At 65.1% G+C, this 25,570-nt stretch carries 26 protein-coding genes; 14 read left to right on the forward strand and 12 right to left on the reverse strand.

Annotated elements, in window-relative coordinates; all coding sequences use genetic code 11:
* Positions 1-9: 9 nt before the first annotated feature.
* The 5 genes from L1F06_RS06200 to minC all read right to left on the reverse strand — a co-directional run bounded on the left by L1F06_RS06200 (position 10) and on the right by minC (position 4,172).
* On the reverse strand, positions 10-1,299 hold the full coding sequence (locus L1F06_RS06200) for a M18 family aminopeptidase (RefSeq protein ID WP_003241585.1): 1,290 nt from the start codon (positions 1,297-1,299) through the stop codon (positions 10-12).
* A gap of 195 nt (positions 1,300-1,494) precedes the next feature.
* Positions 1,495-2,130 (reverse strand): RluA family pseudouridine synthase, encoded by a 636-nt coding sequence (locus tag L1F06_RS06205; protein ID WP_129483476.1) that lies wholly within the window; start codon positions 2,128-2,130, stop codon positions 1,495-1,497.
* A 144-nt stretch (positions 2,131-2,274) separates the two neighbouring features.
* On the reverse strand, positions 2,275-2,529 hold the full coding sequence (gene minE, locus L1F06_RS06210; RefSeq protein ID WP_003241592.1) for a cell division topological specificity factor MinE: 255 nt from the start codon (positions 2,527-2,529) through the stop codon (positions 2,275-2,277).
* Positions 2,526-3,341 carry a septum site-determining protein MinD gene (minD, locus tag L1F06_RS06215; protein WP_003241594.1) on the reverse strand — a complete coding sequence of 272 codons (816 nt, stop codon included), beginning with the start codon at positions 3,339-3,341 and terminating at the stop codon, positions 2,526-2,528. The genes minE and minD overlap by 4 nt, the downstream gene beginning before the upstream one ends.
* Before the next feature lie 102 nt (positions 3,342-3,443).
* On the reverse strand, positions 3,444-4,172 hold the full coding sequence (gene minC / locus L1F06_RS06220) for a septum site-determining protein MinC (RefSeq protein WP_096827161.1): 729 nt from the start codon (positions 4,170-4,172) through the stop codon (positions 3,444-3,446).
* A gap of 247 nt (positions 4,173-4,419) precedes the next feature.
* On the opposite strand from minC, the gene L1F06_RS06225 reads away from it, so the two are divergent.
* Positions 4,420-5,352: a lipid A biosynthesis lauroyl acyltransferase gene (locus tag L1F06_RS06225; RefSeq protein ID WP_012017874.1), complete on the forward strand. Its 933-nt coding sequence runs from the start codon at positions 4,420-4,422 to the stop codon at positions 5,350-5,352.
* 36 nt (positions 5,353-5,388) lie between these two features.
* Complete coding sequence (locus L1F06_RS06230) at positions 5,389-6,570, forward strand: patatin-like phospholipase family protein (protein WP_012017875.1); 1,182 nt, start codon at positions 5,389-5,391, stop codon at positions 6,568-6,570.
* Positions 6,571-6,663: 93 nt separating this feature from the next.
* Here the strand turns inward: L1F06_RS06230 and L1F06_RS06235 are convergent, their stop codons facing one another.
* The 5 genes from L1F06_RS06235 to L1F06_RS06255 all read right to left on the reverse strand — a co-directional run bounded on the left by L1F06_RS06235 (position 6,664) and on the right by L1F06_RS06255 (position 10,551).
* Positions 6,664-7,518: a pirin family protein gene (locus tag L1F06_RS06235; protein WP_129483477.1), complete on the reverse strand. Its 855-nt coding sequence runs from the start codon at positions 7,516-7,518 to the stop codon at positions 6,664-6,666.
* A 112-nt stretch (positions 7,519-7,630) separates the two neighbouring features.
* A complete protein-coding gene (locus tag L1F06_RS06240) occupies positions 7,631-8,401 on the reverse strand; it encodes an MlaA family lipoprotein (RefSeq protein ID WP_003241605.1) in 771 nt (256 codons plus the stop codon).
* Complete coding sequence (locus L1F06_RS06245; protein WP_003241608.1) at positions 8,394-9,692, reverse strand: hypothetical protein; 1,299 nt, start codon at positions 9,690-9,692, stop codon at positions 8,394-8,396. Before L1F06_RS06245 ends, L1F06_RS06240 begins: the two co-directional genes overlap by 8 nt.
* A gap of 85 nt (positions 9,693-9,777) precedes the next feature.
* The gene (locus L1F06_RS06250; protein ID WP_012017878.1) at positions 9,778-10,266 is read right to left on the reverse strand and encodes a GNAT family N-acetyltransferase; all 489 of its coding nucleotides are present in this window, start codon (positions 10,264-10,266) and stop codon (positions 9,778-9,780) included.
* A 63-nt stretch (positions 10,267-10,329) separates the two neighbouring features.
* On the reverse strand, positions 10,330-10,551 hold the full coding sequence (locus L1F06_RS06255) for a DUF2061 domain-containing protein (RefSeq protein ID WP_003241614.1): 222 nt from the start codon (positions 10,549-10,551) through the stop codon (positions 10,330-10,332).
* A 151-nt stretch (positions 10,552-10,702) separates the two neighbouring features.
* Here L1F06_RS06255 and L1F06_RS06260 point away from each other — a divergent pair, with 151 nt between their 5' ends.
* The 9 genes from L1F06_RS06260 (at position 10,703) to L1F06_RS06300 (ending at position 19,285) form a co-directional block, all read left to right on the forward strand.
* On the forward strand, positions 10,703-11,074 hold the full coding sequence (locus L1F06_RS06260) for a DUF2784 domain-containing protein (RefSeq protein WP_003241615.1): 372 nt from the start codon (positions 10,703-10,705) through the stop codon (positions 11,072-11,074).
* Between the two features lie 244 nt (positions 11,075-11,318).
* Positions 11,319-12,131 carry an SDR family oxidoreductase gene (locus tag L1F06_RS06265; protein ID WP_129483478.1) on the forward strand — a complete coding sequence of 271 codons (813 nt, stop codon included), beginning with the start codon at positions 11,319-11,321 and terminating at the stop codon, positions 12,129-12,131.
* Between the two features lie 130 nt (positions 12,132-12,261).
* On the forward strand, positions 12,262-13,392 hold the full coding sequence (locus L1F06_RS06270) for an MFS transporter (RefSeq protein WP_096827157.1): 1,131 nt from the start codon (positions 12,262-12,264) through the stop codon (positions 13,390-13,392).
* Positions 13,393-13,466: 74 nt separating this feature from the next.
* On the forward strand, positions 13,467-13,895 hold the full coding sequence (locus tag L1F06_RS06275) for a hypothetical protein (RefSeq protein ID WP_003241621.1): 429 nt from the start codon (positions 13,467-13,469) through the stop codon (positions 13,893-13,895).
* A gap of 9 nt (positions 13,896-13,904) precedes the next feature.
* Complete coding sequence (locus L1F06_RS06280) at positions 13,905-14,237, forward strand: YnfA family protein (protein WP_003241623.1); 333 nt, start codon at positions 13,905-13,907, stop codon at positions 14,235-14,237.
* A 179-nt stretch (positions 14,238-14,416) separates the two neighbouring features.
* Positions 14,417-15,730, forward strand: coding sequence for an OprO/OprP family phosphate-selective porin (locus L1F06_RS06285; protein ID WP_096827155.1), 1,314 nt, complete (start codon positions 14,417-14,419; stop codon positions 15,728-15,730).
* Between the two features lie 82 nt (positions 15,731-15,812).
* Complete coding sequence (locus L1F06_RS06290; protein WP_129483479.1) at positions 15,813-16,937, forward strand: GNAT family N-acetyltransferase; 1,125 nt, start codon at positions 15,813-15,815, stop codon at positions 16,935-16,937.
* A 456-nt stretch (positions 16,938-17,393) separates the two neighbouring features.
* The gene (gene putP, locus L1F06_RS06295) at positions 17,394-18,884 is read left to right on the forward strand and encodes a sodium/proline symporter PutP (protein WP_129483480.1); all 1,491 of its coding nucleotides are present in this window, start codon (positions 17,394-17,396) and stop codon (positions 18,882-18,884) included.
* A gap of 182 nt (positions 18,885-19,066) precedes the next feature.
* Positions 19,067-19,285 carry a VF530 family protein gene (locus L1F06_RS06300; protein WP_129483481.1) on the forward strand — a complete coding sequence of 73 codons (219 nt, stop codon included), beginning with the start codon at positions 19,067-19,069 and terminating at the stop codon, positions 19,283-19,285.
* Positions 19,286-19,337: 52 nt separating this feature from the next.
* Here L1F06_RS06300 and L1F06_RS06305 read toward each other — a convergent pair whose 3' ends face one another.
* Both L1F06_RS06305 and L1F06_RS06310 read right to left on the reverse strand, forming a co-directional pair.
* The gene (locus L1F06_RS06305) at positions 19,338-20,222 is read right to left on the reverse strand and encodes an alpha/beta hydrolase (RefSeq protein WP_129483482.1); all 885 of its coding nucleotides are present in this window, start codon (positions 20,220-20,222) and stop codon (positions 19,338-19,340) included.
* 94 nt (positions 20,223-20,316) lie between these two features.
* The gene (locus L1F06_RS06310) at positions 20,317-23,415 is read right to left on the reverse strand and encodes a transglycosylase domain-containing protein (protein ID WP_129483483.1); all 3,099 of its coding nucleotides are present in this window, start codon (positions 23,413-23,415) and stop codon (positions 20,317-20,319) included.
* Positions 23,416-23,615: 200 nt separating this feature from the next.
* Here L1F06_RS06310 and L1F06_RS06315 point away from each other — a divergent pair, with 200 nt between their 5' ends.
* From L1F06_RS06315 to L1F06_RS06325, 3 genes are read left to right on the forward strand one after another with little or no spacing between them, the layout of a single operon-like run.
* Positions 23,616-24,296 carry a class I SAM-dependent methyltransferase gene (locus tag L1F06_RS06315; protein ID WP_003241638.1) on the forward strand — a complete coding sequence of 227 codons (681 nt, stop codon included), beginning with the start codon at positions 23,616-23,618 and terminating at the stop codon, positions 24,294-24,296.
* Between the two features lie 2 nt (positions 24,297-24,298).
* A complete protein-coding gene (locus L1F06_RS06320; protein WP_012017885.1) occupies positions 24,299-24,733 on the forward strand; it encodes a VOC family protein in 435 nt (144 codons plus the stop codon).
* Positions 24,720-25,541: an aldo/keto reductase gene (locus L1F06_RS06325; protein WP_129483484.1), complete on the forward strand. Its 822-nt coding sequence runs from the start codon at positions 24,720-24,722 to the stop codon at positions 25,539-25,541. Before L1F06_RS06320 ends, L1F06_RS06325 begins: the two co-directional genes overlap by 14 nt.
* The last annotated feature ends 29 nt before the right edge of the window (positions 25,542-25,570 follow it).

A 25,570-nucleotide genomic window follows, 5' to 3' on the forward strand; every position in this document is an offset into this window, starting at 1 on the left:
CTCAGAACCTCAAGGGAGTTCAGGGCTGGAATAGAAGGCCGTCAGTACTTTCACCAGGTGATCGACGTCATGGCTGCCGGCCAGTTCGCGGATCGAGTGCATGGCGAAGGTGGGCAGGCCGATATCGACGGTACGCACGCCCAGCTGGCTGGCGGTGATGGGGCCGATGGTGGAGCCGCAGGCCATGTCGCTGCGCACCACGAAGCTCTGCACCGGCACTTCGTTCTCCAGGCACAGGTGGCGGAAGAAGCCGGCCGTCTCGCTGTTGGTGGCGTAGCGCTGGTTGCTGTTGATCTTGATCACCGGGCCGGCGTTGAGCTTGGGGCCATGGTTGCCGTCGTGCTTGTCGGCATAGTTGGGGTGCACGCCGTGGGCATTGTCCGCCGAGACCAGTAGCGAGCGCTGGATGCTACGGACGAAGTCGTCGCCTTCCGGCAGCACGCGGCGCAGCACCTGCTCGAGGAAGGGGCCGTCGGCGCCGCAGGCCGAGCAGGAGCCCACTTCTTCGTGGTCGGTGCAGACCAGCACGCAGGTTTCCTCGTCGCTGGAGTCGATCAGCGCCTGCAGGCCGGCATAGCAGGACAGCAGATTGTCCAGGCGCGCACTGGCGATGAAGTCCTGGTTGAGGCCGACGATGGCCGCGCTCTGGGTGTCGTAGAAGCTCAGCTCGTAATCGAGCACCGCATCGGGGTTGAAATCGTGCTCCATGGCCAACTGCTCGGCGAGCAGGGCGCGGAAGTCGGCAGTCTCGCTGCTGGCGAGCTGGGCGAGAATCGGCGGCAACTCGTTCTGCGCGTTGATTGCCCAGCCCATGTTGGCCTCGCGGTTGAGGTGGATGGCCAGGTTGGGAATCACGGCGATGGGCTGGTAGAAGTCGATCAGCTGGCTCTCGACCTTGCCGTCGCGGCGATAGGTCACGCGGCCGGCCAGCGACAAGTCGCGATCAAACCAGGGGGCGAGCAGGGCGCCGCCGTAGACTTCCACGCCGAGCTGGAAATAGCCCTGGCGCTGCAGCTCCGGGCTGGGTTTGACGCGCAGGCAGGGGCTGTCGGTATGCGCGCCGACCAGGCGAATGCCGCCCTCGACCACGGGGCGCTTGCCCAGCTTGAAGGCGATGATCGAGGAGTCGTTGCGGGTCACGTAATAGCGGCCACCGGCCTCGGTGTGCCAGGGCGCGCGCTCGTCCAGATGGCGATAACCGGCCGCTTCCAGGCGCATGGCCAGGCTGGTGGTGGCGTGGAAGGGGGTCGGCGAGGCGTTGAGAAAATCGAGCAGGCCTTGGATCAGTTCTTCGCGCATAGGGACTCCGGGCAACGATGGCGCGAGTTTAACCAATTTGCATCGTGCTGTGCCGGCCGTGCACGTGTTTGGGGCGATAGTTGGCGTCTATCTGCGGGGCGCCGCGCACCGCTTCGCGTTTGCGCTGAGATTGCCCCGCCGCCTTTGCCGGTGCGCACGGCGCACCCTACGGGTTGCCGCGCGGGGCGGGAGTGATCAGAACGGTGCCGGGCACTCGAAGCGCAGGCGTTCGCCGCTTTGCGGGTGGGTCAGGGCGAGCATGCTGGCGTGTAGGCACAGCCGCTCATGGGCGGCCAGGGCTTGTTCGTGGGCGTAGAGGCGGTCGCCTAGCAGCGGATGGCCGAGGGACAGCATATGCACGCGCAGCTGGTGCGAGCGCCCGGTGATGGGGGTGAGCTCGACCCGGCACCAGTCGCCGCAGCGCTCGAGCACGCGCCAGTGGGTCAGGGCATGCTTGCCCAGTTCGTGATCGACCACGTGGCGCGGCTTGGTTGGCGGGTCGTAGCGCAGCGGCAGGTCGATGCTGCCGCTGTCGGCCTCGGGCTGGCCCCAGCACAGCGCGGTATAGGCTTTCTCGGTCTCGCGATCATGGAACTGGCGCGACAGCTCGCGGTGGCTGTCGGCATCGCGCGCCAGGACGATGATGCCGGAGGTTTCCCAGTCCAGCCGATGGACGATGCGCGCCTCGGGGTAACCGTTTTCCTGCAGGCGGGTAACCAGGCAATCCTTGTTGTCGTCGGCACGACCCGGCACCGACAGCAGCAGGGTGGGCTTGTTGATCACCAGCAGGGCGGCGTCCTGGTGGAGAATTTCGATCTGGCTTAGCGGCATGAGCGTTCGCAACGGTCTGGTAGGAGCGAGCTCTGCTCGCGAAAAATGCAGGCTACCGGTATTCGCGAGCAGAGCTCGCTCCTACAAGCAATAGCTACAAACGCGCACGGCGGCCGAAGCCGCCGTGCGCGTGGCCGGAATCGATCAGCGATCCGGCAGGGTAATGTTCAACTCCAGGATCGAACAGCTGCCCTGGTTTTCCAGGGCGACCTGTACCTGGTCCGATTCGATGTTGACGTACTTGCGGATCACCTCGACCAGCTCCTGCTGCAGGGCAGGCAGGTAGTCCGGCTGGCTGCGCTGGCCACGTTCGTGGGCAACGATGATCTGCAGGCGTTCCTTGGCGATGGATGCTGTGGTTTCCTTCTTGCGCGAACGCAAGAAGTCAAAAATATTCATTCTCGACCTCCAAACAGGCGCTGCAGGAAGCCCTGCTTCTTCACGTCCAGGAAGCGGTGCGGCACGTCCTTGCCAAGCAGGCGATCGACTGCGTCGCTGTAGGCCTGACCAGCGTCGCTCTGGTCATCGAGGATGACCGGAATACCCTGGTTGGAAGCCTTGAGCACGGCCTGGGATTCTGGGATCACGCCGAGCAGGCGGATGGCGAGGATTTCCTCGACGTCTTCGACGCCGAGCATTTCGCCCTTGGTGACACGCTCGGGGTTGTAGCGGGTCAGCAGCAGGTGCTCCTTGATCGGCTCCTCGCCTTTCTCGGCGCGGCGCGATTTGCTCGCCAGCAGGCCGAGCATGCGGTCGGAGTCGCGTACCGAGGAAACTTCCGGGTTGGTCACGACGATGGCCTCGTCGGCGAAGTACATCGCCAGGTGGGCACCTTTCTCGATACCGGCCGGGGAGTCGCAGACCACGAACTCGAAGTTCTGCGACAGCTCGGCGATGACCTTCTCGACGCCTTCCTGGGTCAGCGCGTCCTTGTCACGGGTCTGGCTGGCGGCCAGCACGTAAAGGTTCTCGAGGCGCTTGTCCTTGATCAGGGCCTGGGTCAGGGTGGCTTCGCCGTTGACCACGTTGACGAAGTCGTACACCACGCGGCGTTCGCAGCCCATGATCAGGTCGAGGTTACGCAGGCCGACGTCGAAGTCGACGATGACGGTCTTGTGGCCGCGCAGGGCGAGGCCGGTACCGATGGCAGCGCTGGTGGTGGTTTTACCGACGCCACCCTTGCCGGAAGTGACTACGAGGATCTTGGCCAAGGTGATTCACCCCAAAAAATGAAGATAAACGCGGGAATCCGTAGGCCATTCAAGGCTTCCAGATGCCCTTTTTGTGTCCCTGAAAAGTGGCGGAAGTATCCGTTAAAGGCGGGTGATGTTCAACACGTCACCCGACAGGCTGACGTGTACCGCATCGCCCCAGAGCGGGTCGCGGCGCAGATCTTCGGCGACCTTGTAATGGCCGGCGATCGACAGCATTTCGGCGCCCATTTGCTGACAGAAAATTCGCGCCTTGGTATTGCCCTTGATGCCGGCCAGGGCGCGGCCACGCATGGGCGCGTAAACATGGATGTTGCCATCGGCGAGAAGTTCCGCCCCGGCGCTGACGGGGGCCAGGACGATCAGGTCGCCGCCCTGGGCGTAGATCTGCTGGCCGCCGCGCACCGGGCTGGTGACGATTCGGCTGGGTTTGTGCTCGGGCTCGGCCGGCTTCTCTTCGACTTTCTTCGGCGCGGGGTCGAGGAGGCGTTCGCGGGCGCCGGAGGGCGGCAGCACCGGCAGGTCCATGGCTTCGGCGGCGGCAATGTCGCCCTCGCGCGAGGCGCGGATGGCCAGGGTGCGCAGACCGTGGCGACGGCACACGGCCATCAGTTCGGCCAGGTTCAGCTCGCCTTCGCCTTCCGGTAGCTTGTCCAGCGCCAGCACCAGCGGGGTGTTGCTGAAGAAGGCCGGGGCCTGGGCGACCTTTTCGGTCAGTTGCGCGTCGAGGCGGTCGAGATCGTTGTGCGCCAGTTCCATCACGGTGATGGCAAGCATGCTGCCCTTGAGCTGGAATACGGGGTCTTGGGCGAGGAGGTCGGCTTGGCTCATGGTGGTGCGATGGGCCTTGTGGCGAGTCGGAAGATGCCCGGACTTATAGCGATTCGAGCTGCATGCCGCAAGCAGCCGGCGTTGTGGCATGTGCTTCGCGGCGCTCGATCATGAACGGGCGAACGGTTTTCGGGTCGGTTTTCGCCTGGCCGATGACCTTGCTCCTGCCAGCTGGGTCCGCTCGCTTCCGAGCAGGCGGAAAAACTGCGTTAGAATGCGCGGCTTTGCTCGTGCTCGGAAACCTTTCATGGATCGCCCACGCTTTCGCGCCTATTTCCTTCATCCGCGCTTCTGGCCGCTGTGGCTCGGCTTCGGGCTGTTGTGGCTGGTGGTGCAGTTGCCCTACGGCCTGCAGCTCAAGCTGGGGCGTGCGCTGGGCTGGCTGATGTATCGCACGGCCGGCTCGCGCCGGCGCATTGCGGCGCGCAATCTCGAGCTGTGCTTCCCGGCCAAGAGCGCGGCCGAGCGCGAGCGCCTGCTCAGGGAGAACTTCGCCTCCACCGGTATCGCCTTCTTCGAAATGGCCATGAGCTGGTGGTGGCCCAAGGCGCGCCTGGCAAAGCTGGCCCATGTCGAGGGCCTCGAGCATCTGCAGCAGGCGCAGGCCGAAGGGCAGGGCGTGATCCTCATGGCGGTGCACTTCACCACCCTGGAGATCGGCGCGGCGCTGCTCGGCCAGTTGCACACCATCGACGGCATGTACCGCGAGCACAAGAACCCGCTGTTCGACTTCATCCAGCGTCGGGGGCGCGAGCGGCACAATCTGGATGCCACCGCCATCGAGCGCGAGGACATTCGCGCCATGCTCAAGGTGCTGCGCGCCGGTCGAGCCATCTGGTACGCGCCGGATCAGGACTACGGGCGCAAGCAGAGCATCTTCGTGCCCCTGTTCGGCATTCCTGCCGCGACCGTCACTGCCACCACCAAGTTCGCTCGTCTGGGCAAGGCGCGCGTGGTGCCCTTCACCCAGCAGCGTCTGGCCGATGGCAGCGGCTATCGGCTGGTGATCCATCCGCCGCTGGCGGACTTCCCGGGGGAGAGCGAAGAGGCCGATTGCCTGCGCATCAACCAGTGGATCGAGCAGGTCGTCAGCGCCTGCCCGGAGCAGTACCTGTGGGCTCACCGCCGCTTCAAGACGCGCCCCGAGGGTGAGCCGAAGCTGTACGGGAAGCGCAAGTAGCGCGCCTATACTCAACAAAAAATCAGGATTGGCCCGATGACTGCAGTTGCCCACCCTCATGAGCCTGTCACCGGGCTGATTCTTTCCGGTGGCGGGGCGCGGGCGGCCTATCAGGTCGGGGTGCTGGCGGCCATCGGCGATCTGCTGCCGGACTCCTCGCGCAATCCCTTTCCGGTGATAGTCGGCACCTCGGCCGGCGCGATCAATGCCGTTGGTCTGGCCTGCGGCGCGCTGCACTTCAGCGAGGCCGTGCGCCGTCTGACCACGGTGTGGCAAGGCTTCCATACCCATATGGTGTATCGCAGCGACTGGCCGGGGGTGATACGCCAGGCGACGCGCTTCATCGGGCACAGCCTGCTCGGCCTGGGCCGCGAACTGCCGGTAGCGCTGCTCGACAGTTCGCCGCTGCGCGAATTGCTGATGCGCGAGCTGGACTTCTCGGGTATCGCCGCCGCGGTACGTCATCGGCAGTTGCGCGCGGTGGCGGTGACCGCCTTCGGCTACGAGAGCGGCCAGGCGGTGACCTTCTACCAGGGGCGCGCCACCATCGATCCCTGGTTCCGTCATCGTCGTGTCGGGGTGCCGACGCGCCTGCAGCTGGAGCATCTGCTGGCCAGTGCGTCGATTCCGCTGATCTTTCCGCCGGTGAAGATCAACCGTGAGTACTTCGGCGACGGGGCGGTACGCCAGGCGGCGCCGATCAGCCCGGCGCTGCACCTGGGGGCCAGCCGCGTGCTGGTGATCGGGGTCAGCGGCAATGCCCAGCTCGAGCCCAATGCCGCGCTGCCTCGCGTGTCCAGCACGCGGCCGCCGACCCTGGCGCAGATCGGCGGGCACATGCTCAACAGTACCTTCATCGACAACCTGGAAACCGATATCGAGCTGCTCGAGCGCCTCAATCAGATGAGTGCCCTGGTGCCGCCGGAGCGCCGTCCGCGCGGGCTGGGTCTCAATCCGGTGGAGGTGCTGGTGATTGCGCCAAGCCGGCCGCTGGATCAGATCGCCGCGCGCCATCAGCACGAGTTGCCCAAGGCGTTGCGCCTGTTCCTGCGTGGCCCGGGCGCGACCAAGGCGGGCGGTGCCGGAGTGCTCAGCTACCTGTTGTTCGAGCCCGGTTACTGCAGCGAGCTGATCGAGCTGGGGTATCAGGACGCGATGGCGCGCAAGGCCGACCTCTGCCGTTTTCTCGGGTTGGCCGAAGTGGCGCAGCCTGCCTGAACCGCAGTATTGCTATGCGGTAGGGGGCCCGCGCGCACCATCGGCTGCATGTCGTTTGATGGTGCGCCCTACAACCGATCCGCCTTTTGTGGCTCAGGCCAGCGCGCCGTCACGGAAGTCGCGCAGGGCCTGCTCGATTTCCTCGCGGCTGTTCATCACGAACGGCCCGTATTGCACGATGGGTTCGCGCAGCGGCGTGCCGGCGATCAGCAGCACGCGTGCGCCCTGGGCGCTGGCCAGTTGCAGTTGCCCCTCATCCGTCAGGCGCACCAGGTGCCCGGCGCTGACCGCCTGCTTGCTGGCCTCGGGCAGTTCGAGCAGGCCCTCGTAGACGTAGAGCATGACCCGCTGACCGTCGGCCAGGCGCGGCGCGATCCGGCTGCCGGGCGGCAGGTGCAGATCGAACAGCTGCGGCTCGGTGTGCGGACGCTGCACTGCGCCGGCCTGGCTGATTTCACCGTCATCGAACTGCCCGGCGATCACCACCACCTCCACGCCGGCCGAGGTGGTCAGGCGCGGGATCTGCTGCGCCGGTATGTCGCGATAGCCCGCTTCGCCCAGCTTGTCCTTGGCCGGCAGGTTGAGCCACAGCTGGAAGCCGCGCATGGCGCCGGACTCCTGCTCGGGCATCTCGCTGTGGATGATGCCGCGTGCTGCGGTCATCCACTGCACGCCGCCGCTGCCGAGCAAGCCGACGTTGCCCAGGTGGTCCTCGTGCCGCATGCGTCCTTCGAGCATGTAGGTGATGGTCTCGAAGCCGCGGTGCGGGTGAGGCGGGAAGCCGGCGATGTAGTCGTCGGGGTCGTTGCTGGAGAACTCGTCGAGCATCAGAAACGGATCGAAGCGTTCCAGGCCTGGCCCGCCGATCACCCGGTTGAGGCGCACGCCGGCGCCATCGGACGCGGGCTGGCCTGGCTGAATGCTGAGAATGCGACGTGGATCAGTCATGGCATGCGCTCCATCTCGGTAAGGGAATGGACACATGCTACGTCGGTTAGATCGATTGATGGGTGCAATTTATGCCGCCTAAATATCGATTTCGTCGATATTTAGGCGGCGCTCAGTCGGCGATCTTCAGCTTGCGCGACTCATGATAGAAGTAGCGAATCTTCTCGTACTCGAACGGTGAGTTGAGCTGGCCGTAGCGGAAGTTGGTGTTCGCGCGCTGGTCCACCACGTCCAGCAGGGTGATACCGGGATTGGCGCGGCTGGCCTCGGCCACGTCGAGGTAGTTGACCGCCGTGGCCAGGCCATAGTCGGCCACCAGACCCGTGGTGTCGCGCAGGTTGGAGGGGCCCAGCAACGGCAGCATCAGGTAGGGCCCGGCGGGGACGCCATAGTGGCCCAGGGTCTGGCCGAAATCCTCGCGCACCTTGGGCAGGCCCATGTGGGTCGCCGGATCCCACAGGCCGCCTACGCCGAGGATGGTATTGAACAGCAGGCGCGCGGTGCTGTTCATCGCGCGCTTGCCCTTGAGCTGCAGCAGGCTGTTGGCCAGGGTGGGCACTTCGCCGAGGTTGCTGAAGAAGTTGTGGACGCCGGTTTCCACCAGGTCCGGGGTGATATAGCGGTAGCCATCCACCACCGGCAGGAATACCCACTGATCGAAGCGGTAGTTGAAGTGATAGATGCGGCGGTTCCACGACTCGAGCGGGTCGTAGACCTGCAGCGCATCGTTGGAGGCACGTTCGAATTCCTGCTGATCGAGCCCGGGGTTGAAGTTCAGGTTCTGCAACGGGTTGGTGAAACCGTCGGCATCGACCTGCCGATCGGCCAGCGCCGGCCCGCTGGCCAGCAGCAGGGCGATGAGGAGAGTGCTGTGCTTAGCCACGGAAGAACTCCAGCATGGCGTCGCTGTTGACGCGATAGTTGAGGTTGCCGCAGTGCCCGCCGCGCGGGTACAGGGTCAGCCGCTCGCCGAAGGTGCGGCGCAGAAAGCCGATGTCGCCCGGGCCGAGGATCAGATCGTCGGCGTTGTGCATCACGGCCACCTTGTCGGTGTTCTGCAGGTAATTCTCCAGCGCATAGAGGCTGGTCTGGTCGATCAGCTGGTTGAGGCTGCCGCCGTCGTAGCGCGCGCGCCACATCGGCATCAGCTGTTCGGCGATGTAGCAGTCGAAATCGCAGCGCAGTGCCAGCTGGAAGAAGGGCGTGAGGCTGGTGCCCTCGGTGATGCGGTAGCCGCGTGGGGTGATCAGGCCGCGACGGTTGAGCAGGTCCGAGGTGAACACGATGTCGGCGGCGGAGAAGCGGAACGAGGTGCCGATCAGCATGGCCATCTGCTCGTCCGAGAGCTTTTCCGTGGATTGCTGGAAGTCGTAGAGCATGGCCTCGTTGATATCCAGGTAGCCCTTGTCGTGGAAATAGCGGGTGAGCTTGCCCAGCACCAGGTCATAGAAGTTGGTGCTGTTGTCGATACCCTGGACCCTGGTCTGCACCAGCTTGTCGAGATTGCTGATGGAGGTGTAGAGGTTCACCGGCGGGTTGAGCAGCAGCACGCGCTTGAAATCGAAGGCCCGGCGGGTCTCGTCGATCTGGCTGACGAAGGCGGCATGCAGGGCGCCCAGGCTGTAGCCGGTGAGCATGAAGTCGCTGACTTCCAGGTGCGGGTGCTGGGCGCGTACCGCCTGCATGGCGCGGTAGAGATCGTCGGCATCGTCCGGGCTGTATCCCGGCGTGGCGAAGCGCGAGGCTGCGGCCATGAAGTCGTAGCTGGTCGGTGAGGACAGCTGCACCACATGGAAGCCGGCGCCATAGAACAGCTTCTTCAGGTATTCGTTGGTGCCGGTGGCATAGTGGGCGCCGGTGCCGGCGATGATGAAGATCAGCGGCGCGCGGCCCTTCTGCTGGGCCAGGCGGTACTGCAGTTTGGTCACCGGCCAGAAGTTGGCCAGCAGCTCGAACTCGCGGTCCGGGCGGATGCGCACGGCGTAGTCACGCTGATTGATGTCGCCATCTTTCGGTAGCGCCGGGCGCAGTTCCGGCGGGGTGGTGGCGATGGTCGCCTCGAACGGATTGGCCAATGGAAAGCCATAGCTCTCCACATCTATATCCGTGGCCATGCTGGAGGCACAGAAGACCAGGCCGCCGAGCAGGGCGGCGAGTCGGGCAAGGCTGGGCATGTGGCAAGTCCCTTTAATAAGAGAACGTCTGGATTCAACAGCTCGCTTATGACAGCAAGAAGTTGGGCAAAGTGCCAGGCTGCCTTCAGCGCGTTTGATCGGCCAGCGCCTTGAGCGCGGTTCCGCTCAGGCGGTAGACGGTCCATTCGTCCTGCGCCGTGGCTCCCAGGCTTTCATAGAAGCCGATGGCCGGTTGGTTCCAGTCCAGCACAGACCACTCCAGACGGCCACAGCCGCGACTGACCGCCAGGCGCGCCAGTTCGCTCAGCAGCGCTTTGCCGAGGCCGGCGCCGCGGGCCGCGGGGCGCACGTAGAGGTCTTCCAGATAGATGCCGGGGCGGCCGAGGAAGGTGGAGTAGTTGTGGAAGAACAGGGCGAAACCGGCGGCTTCGCCGTCCACCTCACCGATCAGCACTTCGGCGAATGGGCGAGGGCCGAAGAGGTGCTCGGTCATCAGCAGCGGGTCGGCAACCACCTGATCGCTGAGGCGCTCGTACTCGGCCAGTTCCTGGATGAAGTCGAGAATCAGTGAAATATCGGCGGGTTGCGCGGGGCGCAGGCTCAGCTTGGACATGGCGGCTCCTTGTGGATGCCGCCGAGTATGCCGCGGGTGCCCGGGGCTCTGGCAAGCCGGTTTTCAGGCCTGATGGTGCAACCAGGCATGCTTGGGAATGCTGCTGGCGCGCTTCTTCGCTTCCAGGCGGGCCCAGATCTTCTCGTGGAAGTAGAAGCCCACCGAATTGCACAGCGGCTCCACCGCGGCGACCAGGCCGCTCACGGCAATGCTGCCGGTCAAAACGTAAGCGACGCCGAAGGCGATGCAGAAGTGCATGATGGTGAAGGTCAGGGTCTTGAGCATGATGCACCTCGATGAGAATCGTTTCGTCTTGGTACAAGGCTAGTCCTGGCCGGTCAGGTCGGGAAATATGACCTTTACATGGTCGCGATAGCTGCGGTTAATCGGTTTTATTGCTTTGAAAGTTGCGATCTATTTTTGACGGGAGAGAGAAATGCTGTGGCGGGTAGCTGCCGATGCGCTGGTGCTGATCCATCTGGGCTTCATCCTGTTCGTGCTGTTTGGCGGCCTGCTGTTGCTGCGCTGGCCACGCCTGGTCTGGCTGCACCTGCCGGCGGTGGCCTGGGGAGCGGTGGTTGAGTTCTTTCATCTGTTGTGTCCGCTGACGCCCTGGGAGAACCAGCTGCGCCAGGCGGCAGGGCAGTCCGGTTATGACGGTGGCTTCATCGAGCACTACCTGATACCGCTGATCTATCCGGCCGGTCTGACGCCGCAGATCCAGTTGTGGCTGGGGGGCGTGGTCGTGCTGGTCAATGGAGCGGTCTATGCCTGGCTGCTGTGGCGCTGGCGCAAGCGCGCTGCCTAGGGGCAACGAATCGTAGGGTGCGCCATGCGCACCGCGGCTGTTGCTGGTTCCGGGTGGCCGGCTCTTAGGATGCGGTGGCGAGGTCGGTGCGCATGGCGCACCCTACGGATCGGCATTCCAATCGCGACACCCTACGCGCGATGTTTTTGCTCCGCCTATTCATAAGTCTGATGGAGGGCCGGCAGCACTATGGCCTTCGCTACACTGCCAGCCATTGCAATCAAACATTCAAGGCAGGCCCGCTATGCAAAACCGCATGATGATCACTGGCGCTGGTTCCGGATTGGGACGTGAGATCGCGCTGCGCTGGGCCCGGGAAGGCTGGCATCTGGCCCTGGCCGATATCAACGAGGCGGGCCTGACCGAGACCCTCAAGCTGGTGCGCGAAGCGGGCGGTGATGGCTTCACCCGTCGTTGCGACGTGCGTGACTACAGCCAGCTGACGGCGCTGGCGCAGGCGTGCGAGGAGCAGTTCGGCGGCATCGACATCATCGTCAACAACGCCGGGGTCGCCTCGGGCGGCTTTTTCGACGAGCTGTCGCTCGAGGACTGGGACTGGCAGATCTCCATCAACCTGATGGGCGTCGTCAAAGGCTGCAAGGCCTTCCTGCCGCTGCTGCAGCGCAGCAAGGGCAAGATCGTCAACATCGCCTCGATGGCCGCACTGATGCAGGGGCCGGCGATGAGCAACTACAACGTGGCCAAGGCCGGCGTGGTCGCGCTGTCGGAAAGTCTGCTGATCGAGCTGCGTCAGCAGGAGATCGGTGTGCACGTGGTCTGCCCGTCGTTCTTCCAGACCAATCTGCTGGACTCCTTTCGCGGGCCAACCCCGGCGATGAAGGCGCAGGTGGGCAAGTTGCTGGAAAGCTCGCCGATCAGCGCGGCGGATATCGCCGAGTACATCCACGCGGAGATGGCCAAGGGCAGCTTCATGATCCTGCCGCATGAAATGGGGCGCATGGCCTGGGCACTGAAGCAGAAGAATCCGCAGGCGCTGTATGACGAGATGGCCAACATGGCCGAGAAGATGCGCAGCAAGGGCAAGGCTGCAAACTGACCATAAGGTCAGCTAAATGCGCCTGCAGGCTTGCCCGATGCGGCCTGCAGGGGTAGGGTGGCCGACCCGGCCTGCCTGCCGTTCTGACCCTGGATACCCCGTGAAACCGATGCCTCGGGCCTTGCTATTGATGGCTCTGGTGCTGGCGGCGATCAACCTGCGCCCCGGCATCACCTCCCTTGCTCCGCTGATCGAGCGGATTGCCACCGAGCTGTCGCTGAGCCGCAGCTTCATCAGCCTGACCACCGCGCTGCCGGTACTGTGCATGGGCCTGCTTGCGCCACTGGCGCCGCGGCTGGCCCTGCGCTGGGGCCTGGAGCGCACCATAGTGCTGTGTCTGGGGTTGATCAGCCTGGCCCTGCTGGCGCGCCTGGCGGCGCATCAGAGCGCCGTACTGATCGGCAGTGCCATCGCTCTCGGCGCCGCCATCGCCGTCGCCGGGCCCTTGCTCTCGGGTTTCATCAAACGCTACTTCTCCGGCCAGATGGGCCGCGTGGTGGGGTGGTATTCGCTCGGCATGGCCATCGGCGGCGCCGGCGGCGCGGTGCTCACGGCGCCGGCGACCAGCCTGTTCGGCGATGCCTGGCATCTGGGCCTGGCGATCTGGGCGCTGCCCGCTGCGCTGGCCGTGCTGCTCTGGCTCTACCTGCCCAACCAGGTGGGCAGCGGCGAAGCGCAGGAGGGCGGTCTACCCTGGCGACAGCCGCGTGCCTGGCTGATCAGCGGTTTCTTCGCCCTGCAGGCGGGGCTGTTCTACGCCCTGGCGACCTGGGTGGTGGCGCGCTATCACGAAGCCGGGCTGAGTCTGCTGCGCAGCAACTCGCTGCTGAGCATTTCCATGCTGATGGGCTTGCCCAGCTCCTTCCTGCTGCCCTGGCTGGCGCAGCGCTTCGATGCGCGCTATCCACTGCTGCTGGCCTGTGGCGCGCTGAGCAGCCTGTGCCTGGCGATGATCAGCTTTGCGCCGACCCTGTTGCCTGAGCTCTGGGCACTGCTGATCGGTTTCGGCCTCGGTGGCTCGTTCGCGCTGTCGCTGGTGCTGCCGCTTTACGAGGCCGGCTCGCCGCTGGCGGTCAGCCGCTGGACCGCGATGATGCTGTTCACCGGCTATTGCCTGGCCTGCATGACGCCGATACTCACCGGTCTGGCGCGCGATCTGTCCGGCAGCTATCGCCTGCCGTTCGCGGTACTGACCGCTCTTGCCCTGCTGATGACGCTGGTCGCCTGGTTGCTCGGGCGCAGCCAGCGGCGCTCGCGTTGAAGAATTCGCGCCAGTTCCTTTCTTGCCCTGGCGCGCTGTGTTAGAAGGCGTTCTGCTTTTTCAGGAGTGCCGGTGTGGAGTCCGAATCCATCGTCTATGGCTGTATCCGCGACTGGCCCTCGGATGATCCCGAGCTGCGTCGCCTGCGTCGGGAAACCAACCACGGCGTGCTGGCCGAGCTGCCGGCCGGCGACCTGTGGCCTTTCCTCGGCCGCGAGATGTTTTCCTTCTGCGAACTGCCGGGGGCGGGCCTGTACCAGACCCAGGTGATCCACTTCGGCGCCAGCTACGGCGCGGTGGAGTACGAGTGGAACCTGTGGATCGAAGCCTTCGAGGCGCTGCTCAAACGCCTGTACTGGGCCAGTGCGGTGGTGCACCTGGAGACCGAGCTCAATGGCATGCACACCTTCCGCTGGGAGTCCGACAGTGGTTTCCACAGCCCGCAGGAGGGCGCCTTGCGCGTGCGCTGCGCCTGGGAACGCGAGGGCACGTTGCGTGGCTAGGGCGGCTGGATGACCAGTTATCTGTGGTTTCTGCTGGCGGCCGTGTTCGAGATCGCGGGTTGCTACGCCTTCTGGATGTGGCTGCGGCTCGATCGCAGCGCCTGGTGGATCGCGCCGGGCCTGCTCAGCCTGGTTCTGTTCGCGCTGATCCTGACGCGAGTGGAGGCCTCTTTCGCCGGGCGTGCATACGCGGCCTACGGTGGTGTGTATATCGTCGCCTCGCTGGCCTGGCTGGCGTTGATCGAAAAGACCCGTCCCATGCTCAGCGACTGGCTGGGCGCGGCGCTGTGTCTGGCGGGTGCGGCCATCATCCTTTTCGCGCCACGCCTGCATACGTCCTGAGCGGGAAAGGCAGCTTCAGGCTGCCTTATGCGTATTAGAAGTAAAAAGTTCCGCTGTCATCAAATCTTTATATATCAGCAACTGAGCTGAAATAACCCCTCGCCAAGATTCCCCCCAGCACGAACGAGCCCTGCGCTCGGGTGTTTTCAACACTAAAAGTCCAACAGGGGAATTTCTCGATGATCCGTAAGCACTTCGCCGGTTTCGCAGCCAGCGCCCTGGCCCTGGCCGTTTCCGCCCAGGCTTTCGCCGGTACCGTCACCACTGACGGCGCCGATATCGTGATCAAGACCAAGGGCGGCCTTGAAGTCGCCACTACCGACAAAGAATTCAGCTTCAAGCTGGGCGGCCGTCTGCAGGCTGACTACGGCACCTTCGACGGCTTCTACACCCGCAACGGCAACAACGCCGACGCTGCCTACTTCCGTCGCGCCTTCCTGGAACTGTCCGGTACCGTTTACAAGGACTGGAAGTACGTTATCAGCTACGACCTGGCTCACAACGCCGGTAACAGCGACGACGGTTACTTCGACGAAGCGTCGGTGACCTACACCGGCTTCAACCCGGTCAATATCCGTGTCGGCCGTTTCGACCCGGACTTCGGTCTGGAGAAGGCCACCAGCTCCAAGTGGATCACCGCCATCGAGCGTTCCGCCATCTATGAAATCGCCGACTGGGTCAACGGCCACGAGAACGGTCTGGGCGTACAGGCCAGCTCGGTCATCGGCAACATGGCGTTCATGTCCGGTGGTGTCAGTGCCAAGGACAGCAACGACACCGACGGCGAGAGCGTCAAGCAGTTCAACCTGCGCGGCGTGTTCGCCCCCATGGCCGAGCCGGGTAACGTTCTGCACCTGGGCCTGAACTACGCCAACCGCGGTCTCGACGACGTTGCTGCCGATGGCCGCATCCGTCCGCGTCTGACCGTACGCGGTGTCTCCACCAATGGTGGTAACGACGCCGGCACCAACGGCAACCGCGCCGTCTTCGGCGGCTTCCAGGGCGTCGCCGGCGACTTCGACAGCGATTCCGCCTGGGGCGCCGAACTGGCCTACGCCATGGGCCCGTTCTCCGCCCAGGCCGAGTACCTGGCACGCAAGCTGAAGGCTGACCGCGCTGGCATCGAAGACATCAAGGCCAACGGCTACTACGCACAACTGGCCTACACCCTGACCGGCGAATCCCGCGGTTACCGTCTGGATGGCGCGCGTTTCGACGCGATCAAGCCGTCCGACAAGCAGCTGGGCGCCTGGGAAGTCTTCTATCGCTACGACAACATCAAGATCGAAGACGACAACGTCACCGTTGCCACCGCTACTCGCGAAGTGGGTGATACCAAGGCCAAGCTGCACACCGTCGGCGTGAACTGGTACGTCAACGACGTGGTCAAGGTCGCAGCCAACTACGTCAAGGCCGAAACTGACAAGATCACCAACACCGCTGGTGACGACGACGGTGACGCCTTCGTGATGCGCGTGCAGTACGCCTTCTAATGCATCGCTGATTCTGCTCCTGAATTGAGCCCCGCCACTGGCGGGGCTTTTTTTCGTCCGCCGCTTTCGCCAGACTGGCGCCATGCCTCTGCACACCTTGCCTCAACTGTCCCAACTGCCGGCCGCCAGCTGGGATGCGCTGCTGCCGACGCCGCAGCCCTTTGTGCGCCATGCCTTTCTGAGCGCCCTGGAAGACAGCGGCAGCGTCGGCGGGCGCAGCGGCTGGCAGCCCTCGCACCGGCTCTGGTACGACGAGCAGGGGCGGCTGCAGGCGGCCATGCCGACCTACGTCAAGCAGCACTCCTACGGCGAGTACGTGTTCGATCACGCCTGGGCCGATGCCTGTCGCCGCGCCGGTATCGCCTACTACCCCAAGCTGCTCGGCGCCGTGCCGTTTTCCCCGGTGAGCGGGGCCCGCCTGCTGGGCGAGCCGCACGCTGCTGCACGGCTGCTCGATGAGCTGAGTGCAGGCCTGCCCGGCGAGGGGCTGTCGAGCTTGCACGTCAACTTCACCACGCCTGCCTGCGATGCGCTGCTCGAGCCGCGTAGCGGCTGGCTGCCGCGTCTGGGCTGCCAGTTCCACTGGCACAACCGCGGCTACCGCGATTTTCAGGACTTTCTCGACGCCCTCAGCTCGCGCAAGCGCAAACAGTTACGCAAGGAGCGCGAGCAGGTGGCCGGGCAGGGCATCGAGTTCGATTGGCTGCAGGGGCATCAGCTGAGCGAGGCGCAGTGGGACTTCGTCTACCTGTGCTACGCCAATACCTATCACGTGCGCGGCCAGGCGCCTTATCTGACGCGGGAGTTCTTCAGCCTGCTGGCCGAGCGCATGCCCGAGGCGCTTCGCGTCGTGCTGGCGCAGCAGCACGGGCGGCCGGTGGCCATGGCGCTGAGCCTGGTGGGCGGGGATACCTTCTACGGGCGCTACTGGGGCTGCCTGGCGGAGTTCGATCGTCTGCATTTCGAAACCTGCTTCTATCAAGGCATGCAGTTGGCCGTGAGCGAAGGGCTGGCGCGTTTCGACGCCGGGGCGCAGGGTGAGCACAAGCTGATCCGCGGTTTCGAGCCGGTGATCACCCGCTCCTGGCATCTGCTGCTGCATCCCGGACTACATGCCGCGGTTGCGGACTTTCTCGAGCAGGAGCGTCCTGGCGTGCTGGCTTATGCCGAAGAGGCGCGCAGCTACCTGCCTTATCGCCAAGGGTGAGGTTGACGGTTATCGGCCGGCATGGCGCGAGATAGGCGCCTGCGAGCCTTTCGTGGGTATGCCCGGGGCCGAACGCGCGTTCGCCAGAAGTTCCCCGGCCTGGAGATTTCTGCAAAAACTCCAGAGTTTTTTGCAAGAAGCCCTTGCACCGGAGCCTCTACATTCCGCCCCTCGCCCGTCTCGTGTGCAGTAGCGTCGTTGCTAGGCTAGACCGCTAGTAAGGAGCGCTGCAGGGCACGAGGCAACTGACCGGCGCGGCGTATGTCGAGCTGGCGGCGGCGAAAACCAGGGAGAGGGGCCGCCATGGCGGCATGAGCATTCCCCGGGTGTGCCTCCAAGGCATTGCCCGTATCTGACCTGGCCCGCCTGGCGGGCGTCAGACCCGGCAGCGGTTGCACCTGCAGTCGCTTGAACCATAACCACGGCCGCGGCCGTGACCAGAAAGAGAACAACAAAATGAGCGAGCAGAACGTTCTTGTTGTAGGGGTGACCTTCGTGGTCTACCTGGTGCTGATGTTGTGGCTGGGCATCGTTGCCTATCGCCGTACCAGCAGCCTGTCCGACTACATCCTCGGCGGCCGTTCCATCGGCCCGACCACCGCGGCCCTGTCCGCCGGCGCTTCCGACATGAGCGGCTGGCTGCTCCTGGGCCTGCCGGGCTACGCCCTGGTAGCCGGCTTCGAGGCCTCCTGGATCGCCATCGGCCTGCTGGCCGGCACCTGGCTGAACTGGCTGTTCGTTGCCCGTCGCCTGCGCGTCTACTCCCACGCAGCCAGCGACTCGGTGACCATGCCGTCCTACTTCGAGCATCGCTTCGACGACAAGTCCCATGCGCTGCGCGTGATCTCGGCCATCTTCATTCTGCTGTTCTTCCTCTTCTACGCCAGCTCCGGTCTGGTCGCAGCCGGCAAGCTGTTCGAGACCGTATTCGGCTTCGACTACCGAATCGCCGTGGTCATCGGCACCCTGGCCGTGGTCTCCTACACCCTGTTCGGTGGCTTCCTCGCCGTGGCCTGGACCGACGTGGTGCAAGGCCTGCTGATGGCCGCCGCGCTGGTGCTGGTGCCGGTGTTCGCCCTCAACGCGGTGGGTGGCGTGGACGCCGCGCATGCCGCGATCGTGGCCAAGAACCCCGAGCTGCTGACCTTCTTCAATGACGCCAAGGGCCAGCCGCTGGGCATCATCGCCATCCTTTCGCTGCTTGGCTGGGGCCTGGGCTACTTCGGTCAGCCGCACATCCTGGCGCGCTTCAAGGCGATTTCCGACGACAAGGACATGCCCACCGCTCGCCGTATCGCCGTGGGCTGGACCGCACTGACCCTGTTCGCTGCCCTGGCCATCGGCTGGGTCGCCGTGGGCTACCTGGAGACCGATCTGGGCGATGCCGAGACCGTGTTCATGGTGCTGGTCAACAGCCTGTTCCACCCGGTGGTCGCCGGTATCCTGATGGCGGCCGTACTGGCCGCGATCATGTCCACCGCCGATTCGCAGCTGCTGGTGAGCTCCTCGGCCCTGGCCGAAGACTTCTACAAGGCGATCCTGAAGAAGGACGCCGGTGGCGCCGAGCTGGTCTGGATCGGCCGTGGCGCCGTGGTGGCGATCGCCATCGTCGCCCTGATCCTGGCGCTGAACCCGGACACCACCGTGCTGGGCCTGGTGTCCTACGCCTGGGCTGGCTTCGGTGCCGCCTTCGGTCCGGCCATCATCCTGTCGCTGTACTGGAAGCGGATGAACCGCAACGGTGCGCTGGCCGGTATCCTGCTGGGCGGCATCACCGTGGTGGTGTGGAAGCAGCTGTCCTCCATGGGCGGCATCTTCGGCCTGTACGAGATCATCCCGGGCTTCATCCTCGCCACTCTCGCCATCGTCGTGGTCAGCCTGATCACCGAAGAGCCGGAAGCGGCCGTCCAGGCGCAGTTCGACGACGTCGAGCGCAAACTGGCGTAAACGCTTGATCCTGGCCGCGGGCGATGTTCCGTAGCCAGTGCTGCAACGGCCGACACCGCAAGGTGTCGGCCGTTTTAGTTTTGTATGGGAATGGCATCGATCCAATGGATGCCGGGCTTCCGCCCGCTGCTGGCATTGGCTAAGGTAGCGCTCCCTGCCTCGGTACTCAGTACAGGTTGTCCATGACCGCGAAAGACCCGCTCCACGGTGTCACCCTGCAAGCCATCCTCACCGCGCTCGTGGAGCGTATCGGCTGGGATGGGCTGGCCCGGCAGGTGGACGTGCGCTGTTTCAAGCATGAGCCGAGCATCAAGTCGAGCCTGACCTTTCTGCGCAAGACGCCCTGGGCACGGACCAAGGTGGAGCAGCTCTACCTGCAGCAGTTTCACCAGCAGAAATAGCAGTGCGTCGCCGGATGCAGTTCGGCCCGCGCCAGCGCAATTCGCTGTCGGCTCAGTTCAGCGCCAGGCCCAGCGCCTGCAGGGCCTGGCGATAGCTGTTGCCAGCCATGCGCAGACCATTGTTATGGTTGGCGCCGTCGATCAGCAGCAGTTGCTTGGGCTCGTTGGCGGCGTCGAACAGCGCCTCGCTGAAGCGCGACGGCACGTAGCGATCGTCGCGCCCGTGGGCGATCAGCACGGGGATGCCCACCTCGCCGATCTTGCTCAGCGAGTCGAACTCCTGCGACAGCAGCCAGCGCACCGGCAACGAGGTATTGGTCACCGCCGCGGCGACATCGCCCAAGTTGGTGAAGCTGGACTCGACGATCAGGCCGGCAGCCTGCGCTTGCTGCCGTTCGCCGGCCAGCTCGCGTGCCAGATTGACGGCTACCGCACCACCGAGGGAATGACCGTAGATGAAGCGTTTGCTTGGATCCGGCTGCAGCCTGGCCAGATGCTGCCAGGCGATCAGCGCGTCCTGATACACGCTGCGCTCGGAGGGCAGCGCGCCGCGGCTCTGGCCGAAGCCGCGATAGTCGACGGCGAGCACGGAAAAGCCCATCGCATGCAGTTGTTCAATGCGAAACAGCTGGCCGGTGAGGTTCCAGCGCGAGCCATGCAAATACAGCAGGGTCGGCGCGTCGTGACGCGAGGACGGCCACCACCAGGCATGCAGGCTCTCGTCGGCCGCCAGGTCGGGGGACTGCAACTGCACGTCCTCGATGCCGGCCGGCAGGCCGCTGAACCAGCGGGCGGTACCCGGTTCGATGCGAAACACCAGTTCGCGCTCGGTCTGCTCCAGTTTGGCGCAGCCGATGGGCAGCAGAACCAGCAGGCTGGCCAGAATGATCAGGCTCAGGCGGCGACGGCGCAGCAGGGCGCTCCAGGATGCAGGCATGGGCGAGGCTCATAAGCTAAACGGGTGATGCTGCCATGGACTGCGCCTGCGCCTGGCGGTTTCATCCCGCCGGCACTGCTCTGGTTACCACGTGTTACCGCCAACTGATCTGCGGCGTGCTCTGGGGCGCCTGGCAAAGGGTGACGCCACCCGGTTCCAGATAGGGCGCGAGTATCGGCGCCATGCCCTTGAGCACCTGTACCGGCAGGGCCGAGGTGAAGGTGAAGCGCTCTGCCTCGCGTCCCGGCACGAAGGCGGTGAGGGTGCCGTAGTGGCGCGGGCCGAGGAAGAACACGAAGGTGGCCGTGCGGTTCATCGCCCGCGAACTGATCACCCGCCCGCCAGCGCCGACGCTTTCGATGCGGTTGTCGCCGGTTCCGGTCTTGCCCCCCAGGGTCAGGTTGCTGCCGTCCTGCAGCTGGAAGGTGCCCTGCAGCCGCCGTGCGGTGCCGCCCTCGACCACCTGGGACAGTGCATTGCGCAGCGCGGCGGCCACTTCCGAGGCCATCACTCGCTTGGCGCCTTGGGTGTTGCGCTCGACCCGCGTCTCGTAGGGCGTGTCGGCGGCGAAGTGCAGTTCGTCGATGCGCAGCACCGGTTGGCGAACGCCGTCGTTCTGGATGATGCCCATCAGTTCGGCCAGCGCTGCCGGCCGGTCGCCGGAACTGCCCAGGGCGGTGGCCAGCGAGGGCACCAGATGCTGGAAGGGATAGCCGAGGTTCTTCCAGCGCCGGTGGATGTCGGAGAAGGCTTCCACCTCCAGCATGATGCGGATACGACTGTCGCGGGCGCTCTTGTGCCGGCTGCGGAACAGCCAGCCATAGACTTCCTGGCGCTCGTCGACGCTGGCGGCCACGGCGTCGCCGAAGCTCGCCTGCGGATTCTCGATCAGAAAGCCCAGCAGCCAGAGTTCCAGAGGGTGGACCCGGGCGATATAGCCCTGGTCCGGCAGGCTGTAGGCGCCGGGGCCGTAGTCCTTATACAGACGCGCGATACGCTGATCGGTGAGTTTTTCCTGCGGCAGCTGGGCGCGCAGGAACGCGGCGAAGGTGGCTTCGTCGGCATGCGGCTGCAGGTAGCGGTGCACGGCGCTCAGGCGTACCGAGGTCTGGCGCAGGCCGCTGAGGAAGGTTTCCAGTCGCTGCTGTTCCGGCTGGCCCTGGTACTTGCGCCAGAAACGCAGCAGGAAGGTCCGCCCCTCCTGATCGGCGAAGCGTTGCAGGTACTCCTGGCGGCGTGGGTCCTTGTCGTCCTTGAGCAGTTCGGCGCTGTTCTGATAGGTGCTGTAGCGCACCAGGTCGCGCATCAGGCGGACGAACGGCAGATTGATCGACTCGCGCAGCGATTCGCGCAGGGTCGGGTTGCGACCGTTGTCCTCGCGGCGGAAGTTGCCGAAGGTATGCAGCCCGCCGCCGGTGAAGAAGCGCTCATGCGGGCTGGCCGAGTAGCGCCGCTCCAGCGCGGCTTCCAGCATGCTGGCCAGGTCGGCGCCGGGATTGGCCAGCAGGTGGTTGACCGCCCAGCGGCTCAGGTAGTCCTGCTCGGCGATCTCGACGCTGCGCAGCTCGGCCGGGCTCCTTCCGGCGTGGCGCTGATGCAACTCGGCAATGACTTCGAGATAGGTGGCCAGCACCCGCAGCTTGGCGGTGGAACCCAGCTCCAGCTTGCTGCCTTCATTGATGTCGAACGGCTGGTCGGTGCTGTCGGTCTGCACGCGCACCCGACTGCCGGTGGCGGTGCGTTCGAACAGGGTAAAGCTGTAGCGCACCTCGGCGGTCTTTTCCGCTGACAGCAGGCGCTCGCCGAACAGGCCGATCTTGCCGGCGAATTCCGGGTCGGCCAGGCGTTGCAGGTAGAGGCTGGCCTCCTGCTGCAGGTCGCGCTGCAGGGTGCTGCGTGCGGCCAGATCGAGGCGGTCCAGATCGTACAGCGGCATGCCCAGCAGATTGGACAGACGTGAGCGGGCCACGCTGATGCCCTTGTCGCTTTCCACCGGGCGCAGGTTGGATTCCTGCTGCCAGTCGCGGTACTGCAGCTTCTGCGTCAGCGCCGCGTCACGCAGTTCGGCGTCGATCAACCCCCCGGCAGCCAGCAGGCGGATATGACTCTCCGTCAGCGCCTCCATTTCCTTGCGCCCCTGAGCCAGATAGTAGGAGGGGCGGCGCTGGGCGATCATCAGCGACAGTACCTGGCGCAAGGCCAGACCGCGTTCGGCCAGGCTGGCCTCCGGCGTGCGCGCCGGGTCGAGCAGGGCGTTGCTGCGCTCGAAGTCTGCGCCGTACCAGATGCGCAAACCGTCGGCCAGGCCGTGGACCTCGCCGTGCCCCGGTGCAGCGGACAGCGGTACGCTGTTGAGGTAGTCGCGCACGATGGTCTGGCGTGCTTCGAGGGTCTGCGGCCCCTGTTGGTAAGCGCGTACGCTGGCGGAAATCATCTGCCGCAGTTTTTCTCCCGCCGACAGCGTCAGGCCGTCCGGCGAATGGCGGTACTTTTCCAGTTGGGTGGCCAGGGTGCTGCCGCCAGCGGACTGGTCCTGCATGTCGAGCACCTTGCCGATCTGCGACAGGGCGGCCATGGCGAACCGCGGCCAGTCCACGGCCGGGTTGGCCAGCGGCTGCTCGGTATCCAGCAGATGGCGGTTCTCGATGAACAGCAGGCTGCTCACCACCAGCGGCGGAATGCTGGCGAAGTCGGCATAGCCCTGTTGTGGATAGCGGAACTCATAGAAGGGCGTGCCGCGGCAGTCGCTGATGCTGAGGCCGGTTTGGCTCTTCTCGACGAAGGGCGGGAATAGGCCGCGACGGCTGTAGGCCATCAGTGCCGGCGAGAAGCGCGCCTGCTCGCTGATGGTGAAGTCACGTTGCTGCAGGCGCTCCAGCATCAGTGGCAGGTAGGCGTAGCCCTGACGTTTGTCGAAGGGGCCGTCGGCGGGGTAGAGGATGTCCGGGCTGGGGCCCGGCTCGACGCGGTAGGTGAGGGTGGCGGCGTAGCGGCTCAGCTCACGGGCCTGGAAATGCGCGCTGCGCAACTCGAAGACCAGCAGCGCGGCGGCGGCCACCAACGACAACACCAACAGTGAGTAAAACGCCAGACGCCAGCGGCGTGGGCGCGGAGCCGGCTTGTCGTCGACCGTCGGCAAGACGTTCGACGCCAGTTCGCGGTGCTGAGGATCCGATTGCCATAACGCGCCCATAATCCACCGGCCTGGCCTGTCTGCTCCACGGAAAAACACGAGACTGCCGCTTAACGGGCTCTGCCCCCTGGCGCCTCGTCTGCCTGTTATCAGCTTAGCCGCTGTGCGCGGGTCTGGCTGGCGGTTTTGACGCAAGGCGTGTCTGGGCCGCTCATTGGCGCTAGACTCGCTGGCAATGCACACAATGCAGGGGAAGCGGCATGCAGCGCGATCATCGAGAGCAGCTTCAGCAAAGCTGGCAGGCCAACGCCGATGCCTGGGCTGCGGCGGTGCGCGAACAGCGTATCGAGAGCCGGCGCCTGGTCACCGATGCGGCGATCATCCAGGCCGTGTTGGCGCTGCAGCCCAAGCGGGTACTGGATATCGGCTGCGGCGAGGGTTGGCTGTGCCGTGGGCTGGCCGAGCACGGCATCGAGCCGGTCGGCGTGGATGCTTCCGCGCCGCTGATCGAGGCAGCCCGCGCCGCCTGCGATGGGCGCAGTCAGTATCGCGTCTGTGGCTATGCCGAGCTGGAGCAGCATGCCGAGCAGTTGGGGCGTTTCGAGGTGCTGGTGTGCAACTTCGCCCTGCTCGAAGAGCCGCTGCAGCCCATTCTGCGCAGCCTGCACGCGTTGCTGGCGCCTGGCGGCAGTCTGCTGATCCAGACCCTGCACCCCTGGCGCGCCAGCCATGGCGAGCCTTATCAGGACGGTTGGCGGGTCGAGGATTTCGTCGGTTTCGGCGAGGGCTTCCAGGCGCCGATGCCCTGGTTCTTCCGTACCCTGCAATCCTGGCTGACGCTGATTGGCGAAACCGGCTGGCGTCTGGAATGGCTGCAGGAGCCATTGCATCCCGAGAGCGTTCAGCCGGTCTCCCTGCTGCTGCTGCTCAAGCCGCTCTGATCATGCAGCTGCTGCTCAATCTCGATGTTCCCGATCTGCCGGCCGCGGTGGCCTTCTATCAGCAGGCGCTCGGCTTCAGCGTCGGGCGCGTGCTGTTCGACGGTTCGGTCGTCGAGATGCTTGGCGCAGCCGTACCGCTCTACCTGCTGCACCAGCCCGCTGCCACTCGTCCCTGCCCGCAGTCCGGTGTACAGCGCGACTACCGCCGTCACTGGACGCCGCTGCATCTGGATCTGCTCGTCGAGGATCTGGACGCAGCGCTGGCTCGGGCGCTCGCCGCCGGTGCGCGGCAGGAGGGCGAAATCCATGAACATGACTGGGGACGTCTGGTAACGCTGAGCGATCCCTTCGGCCACGGATTGTGCCTTCTGCAATGGCGTGGTGCGGGATACGACCTGGTCAGTCTCAACCCCGGAGGAAGCGATGCGCACAATTGAATTGGCCGGCGTACAGGTGCCGGTAGTCGGTCAGGGTACCTGGCGCATGGGCGAGGACCACCGGCAGCGCACGCGGGAAGTCGCCGCGCTGCGTGAAGGGCTGGATCTGGGCCTGAGCCTGATCGACACCGCCGAGATGTACGGCGAGGGTGGTGCGGAGCAGGTGGTGGGCGAGGCCATTGCCGGGCGCCGCGACGAGGTCTTTCTGGTCAGCAAGGTGTACCCGCACAACGCCAGTCTGGACGGCGTTCAGGCGGCCTGTGAGCGCAGTCTGAAGCGTTTGGGATGCGAGCGGATCGATCTGTACCTGCTGCACTGGCGCGGCCGCTATCCGCTGCAGGAGACGGTCGAAGGCTTCGAGCGGCTGCGCGAGCAGGGCAAGATCGGCGCCTGGGGTGTTTCCAACTTCGATCTGGACGACCTGCTGGAGCTGGATCAACCGGCCTGTCGCAGCAATCAGGTGCTGTACAACCTGCAGGCCCGCGGAGTCGAGTACGACCTGCTGCCCTGGCAACAACAGGCTGGCATGCCGCTGATGGCCTACTGTCCGTTGAGCCAGGCGGGCGCCTTGCTGCATGAGCCTGCGCTGCGTGAGGTGGCCGAGCGGCACGGGGTGACGCCGGGCCAGGTGGCCCTGGCCTGGAGCATCAGACGGGACGGTGTGATTGCCATACCCAAGGCCGTGGGCAGCGCGCATCTGCGCGATAACGCCGCTGCGGCATCGCTGGCGCTGCATGCGGACGATCTGGCCCTGCTCGACGCGGCCTTCCCGCCACCGCGACGCAAGCAAGCCTTGCAGATGGTATAGGGAGCTACGCCGCCCGCTAGGGCGCGCGT

The organism is Pseudomonas hydrolytica (genome assembly GCF_021495345.1).
Taxonomy (GTDB): domain Bacteria; phylum Pseudomonadota; class Gammaproteobacteria; order Pseudomonadales; family Pseudomonadaceae; genus Aquipseudomonas; species Aquipseudomonas hydrolytica.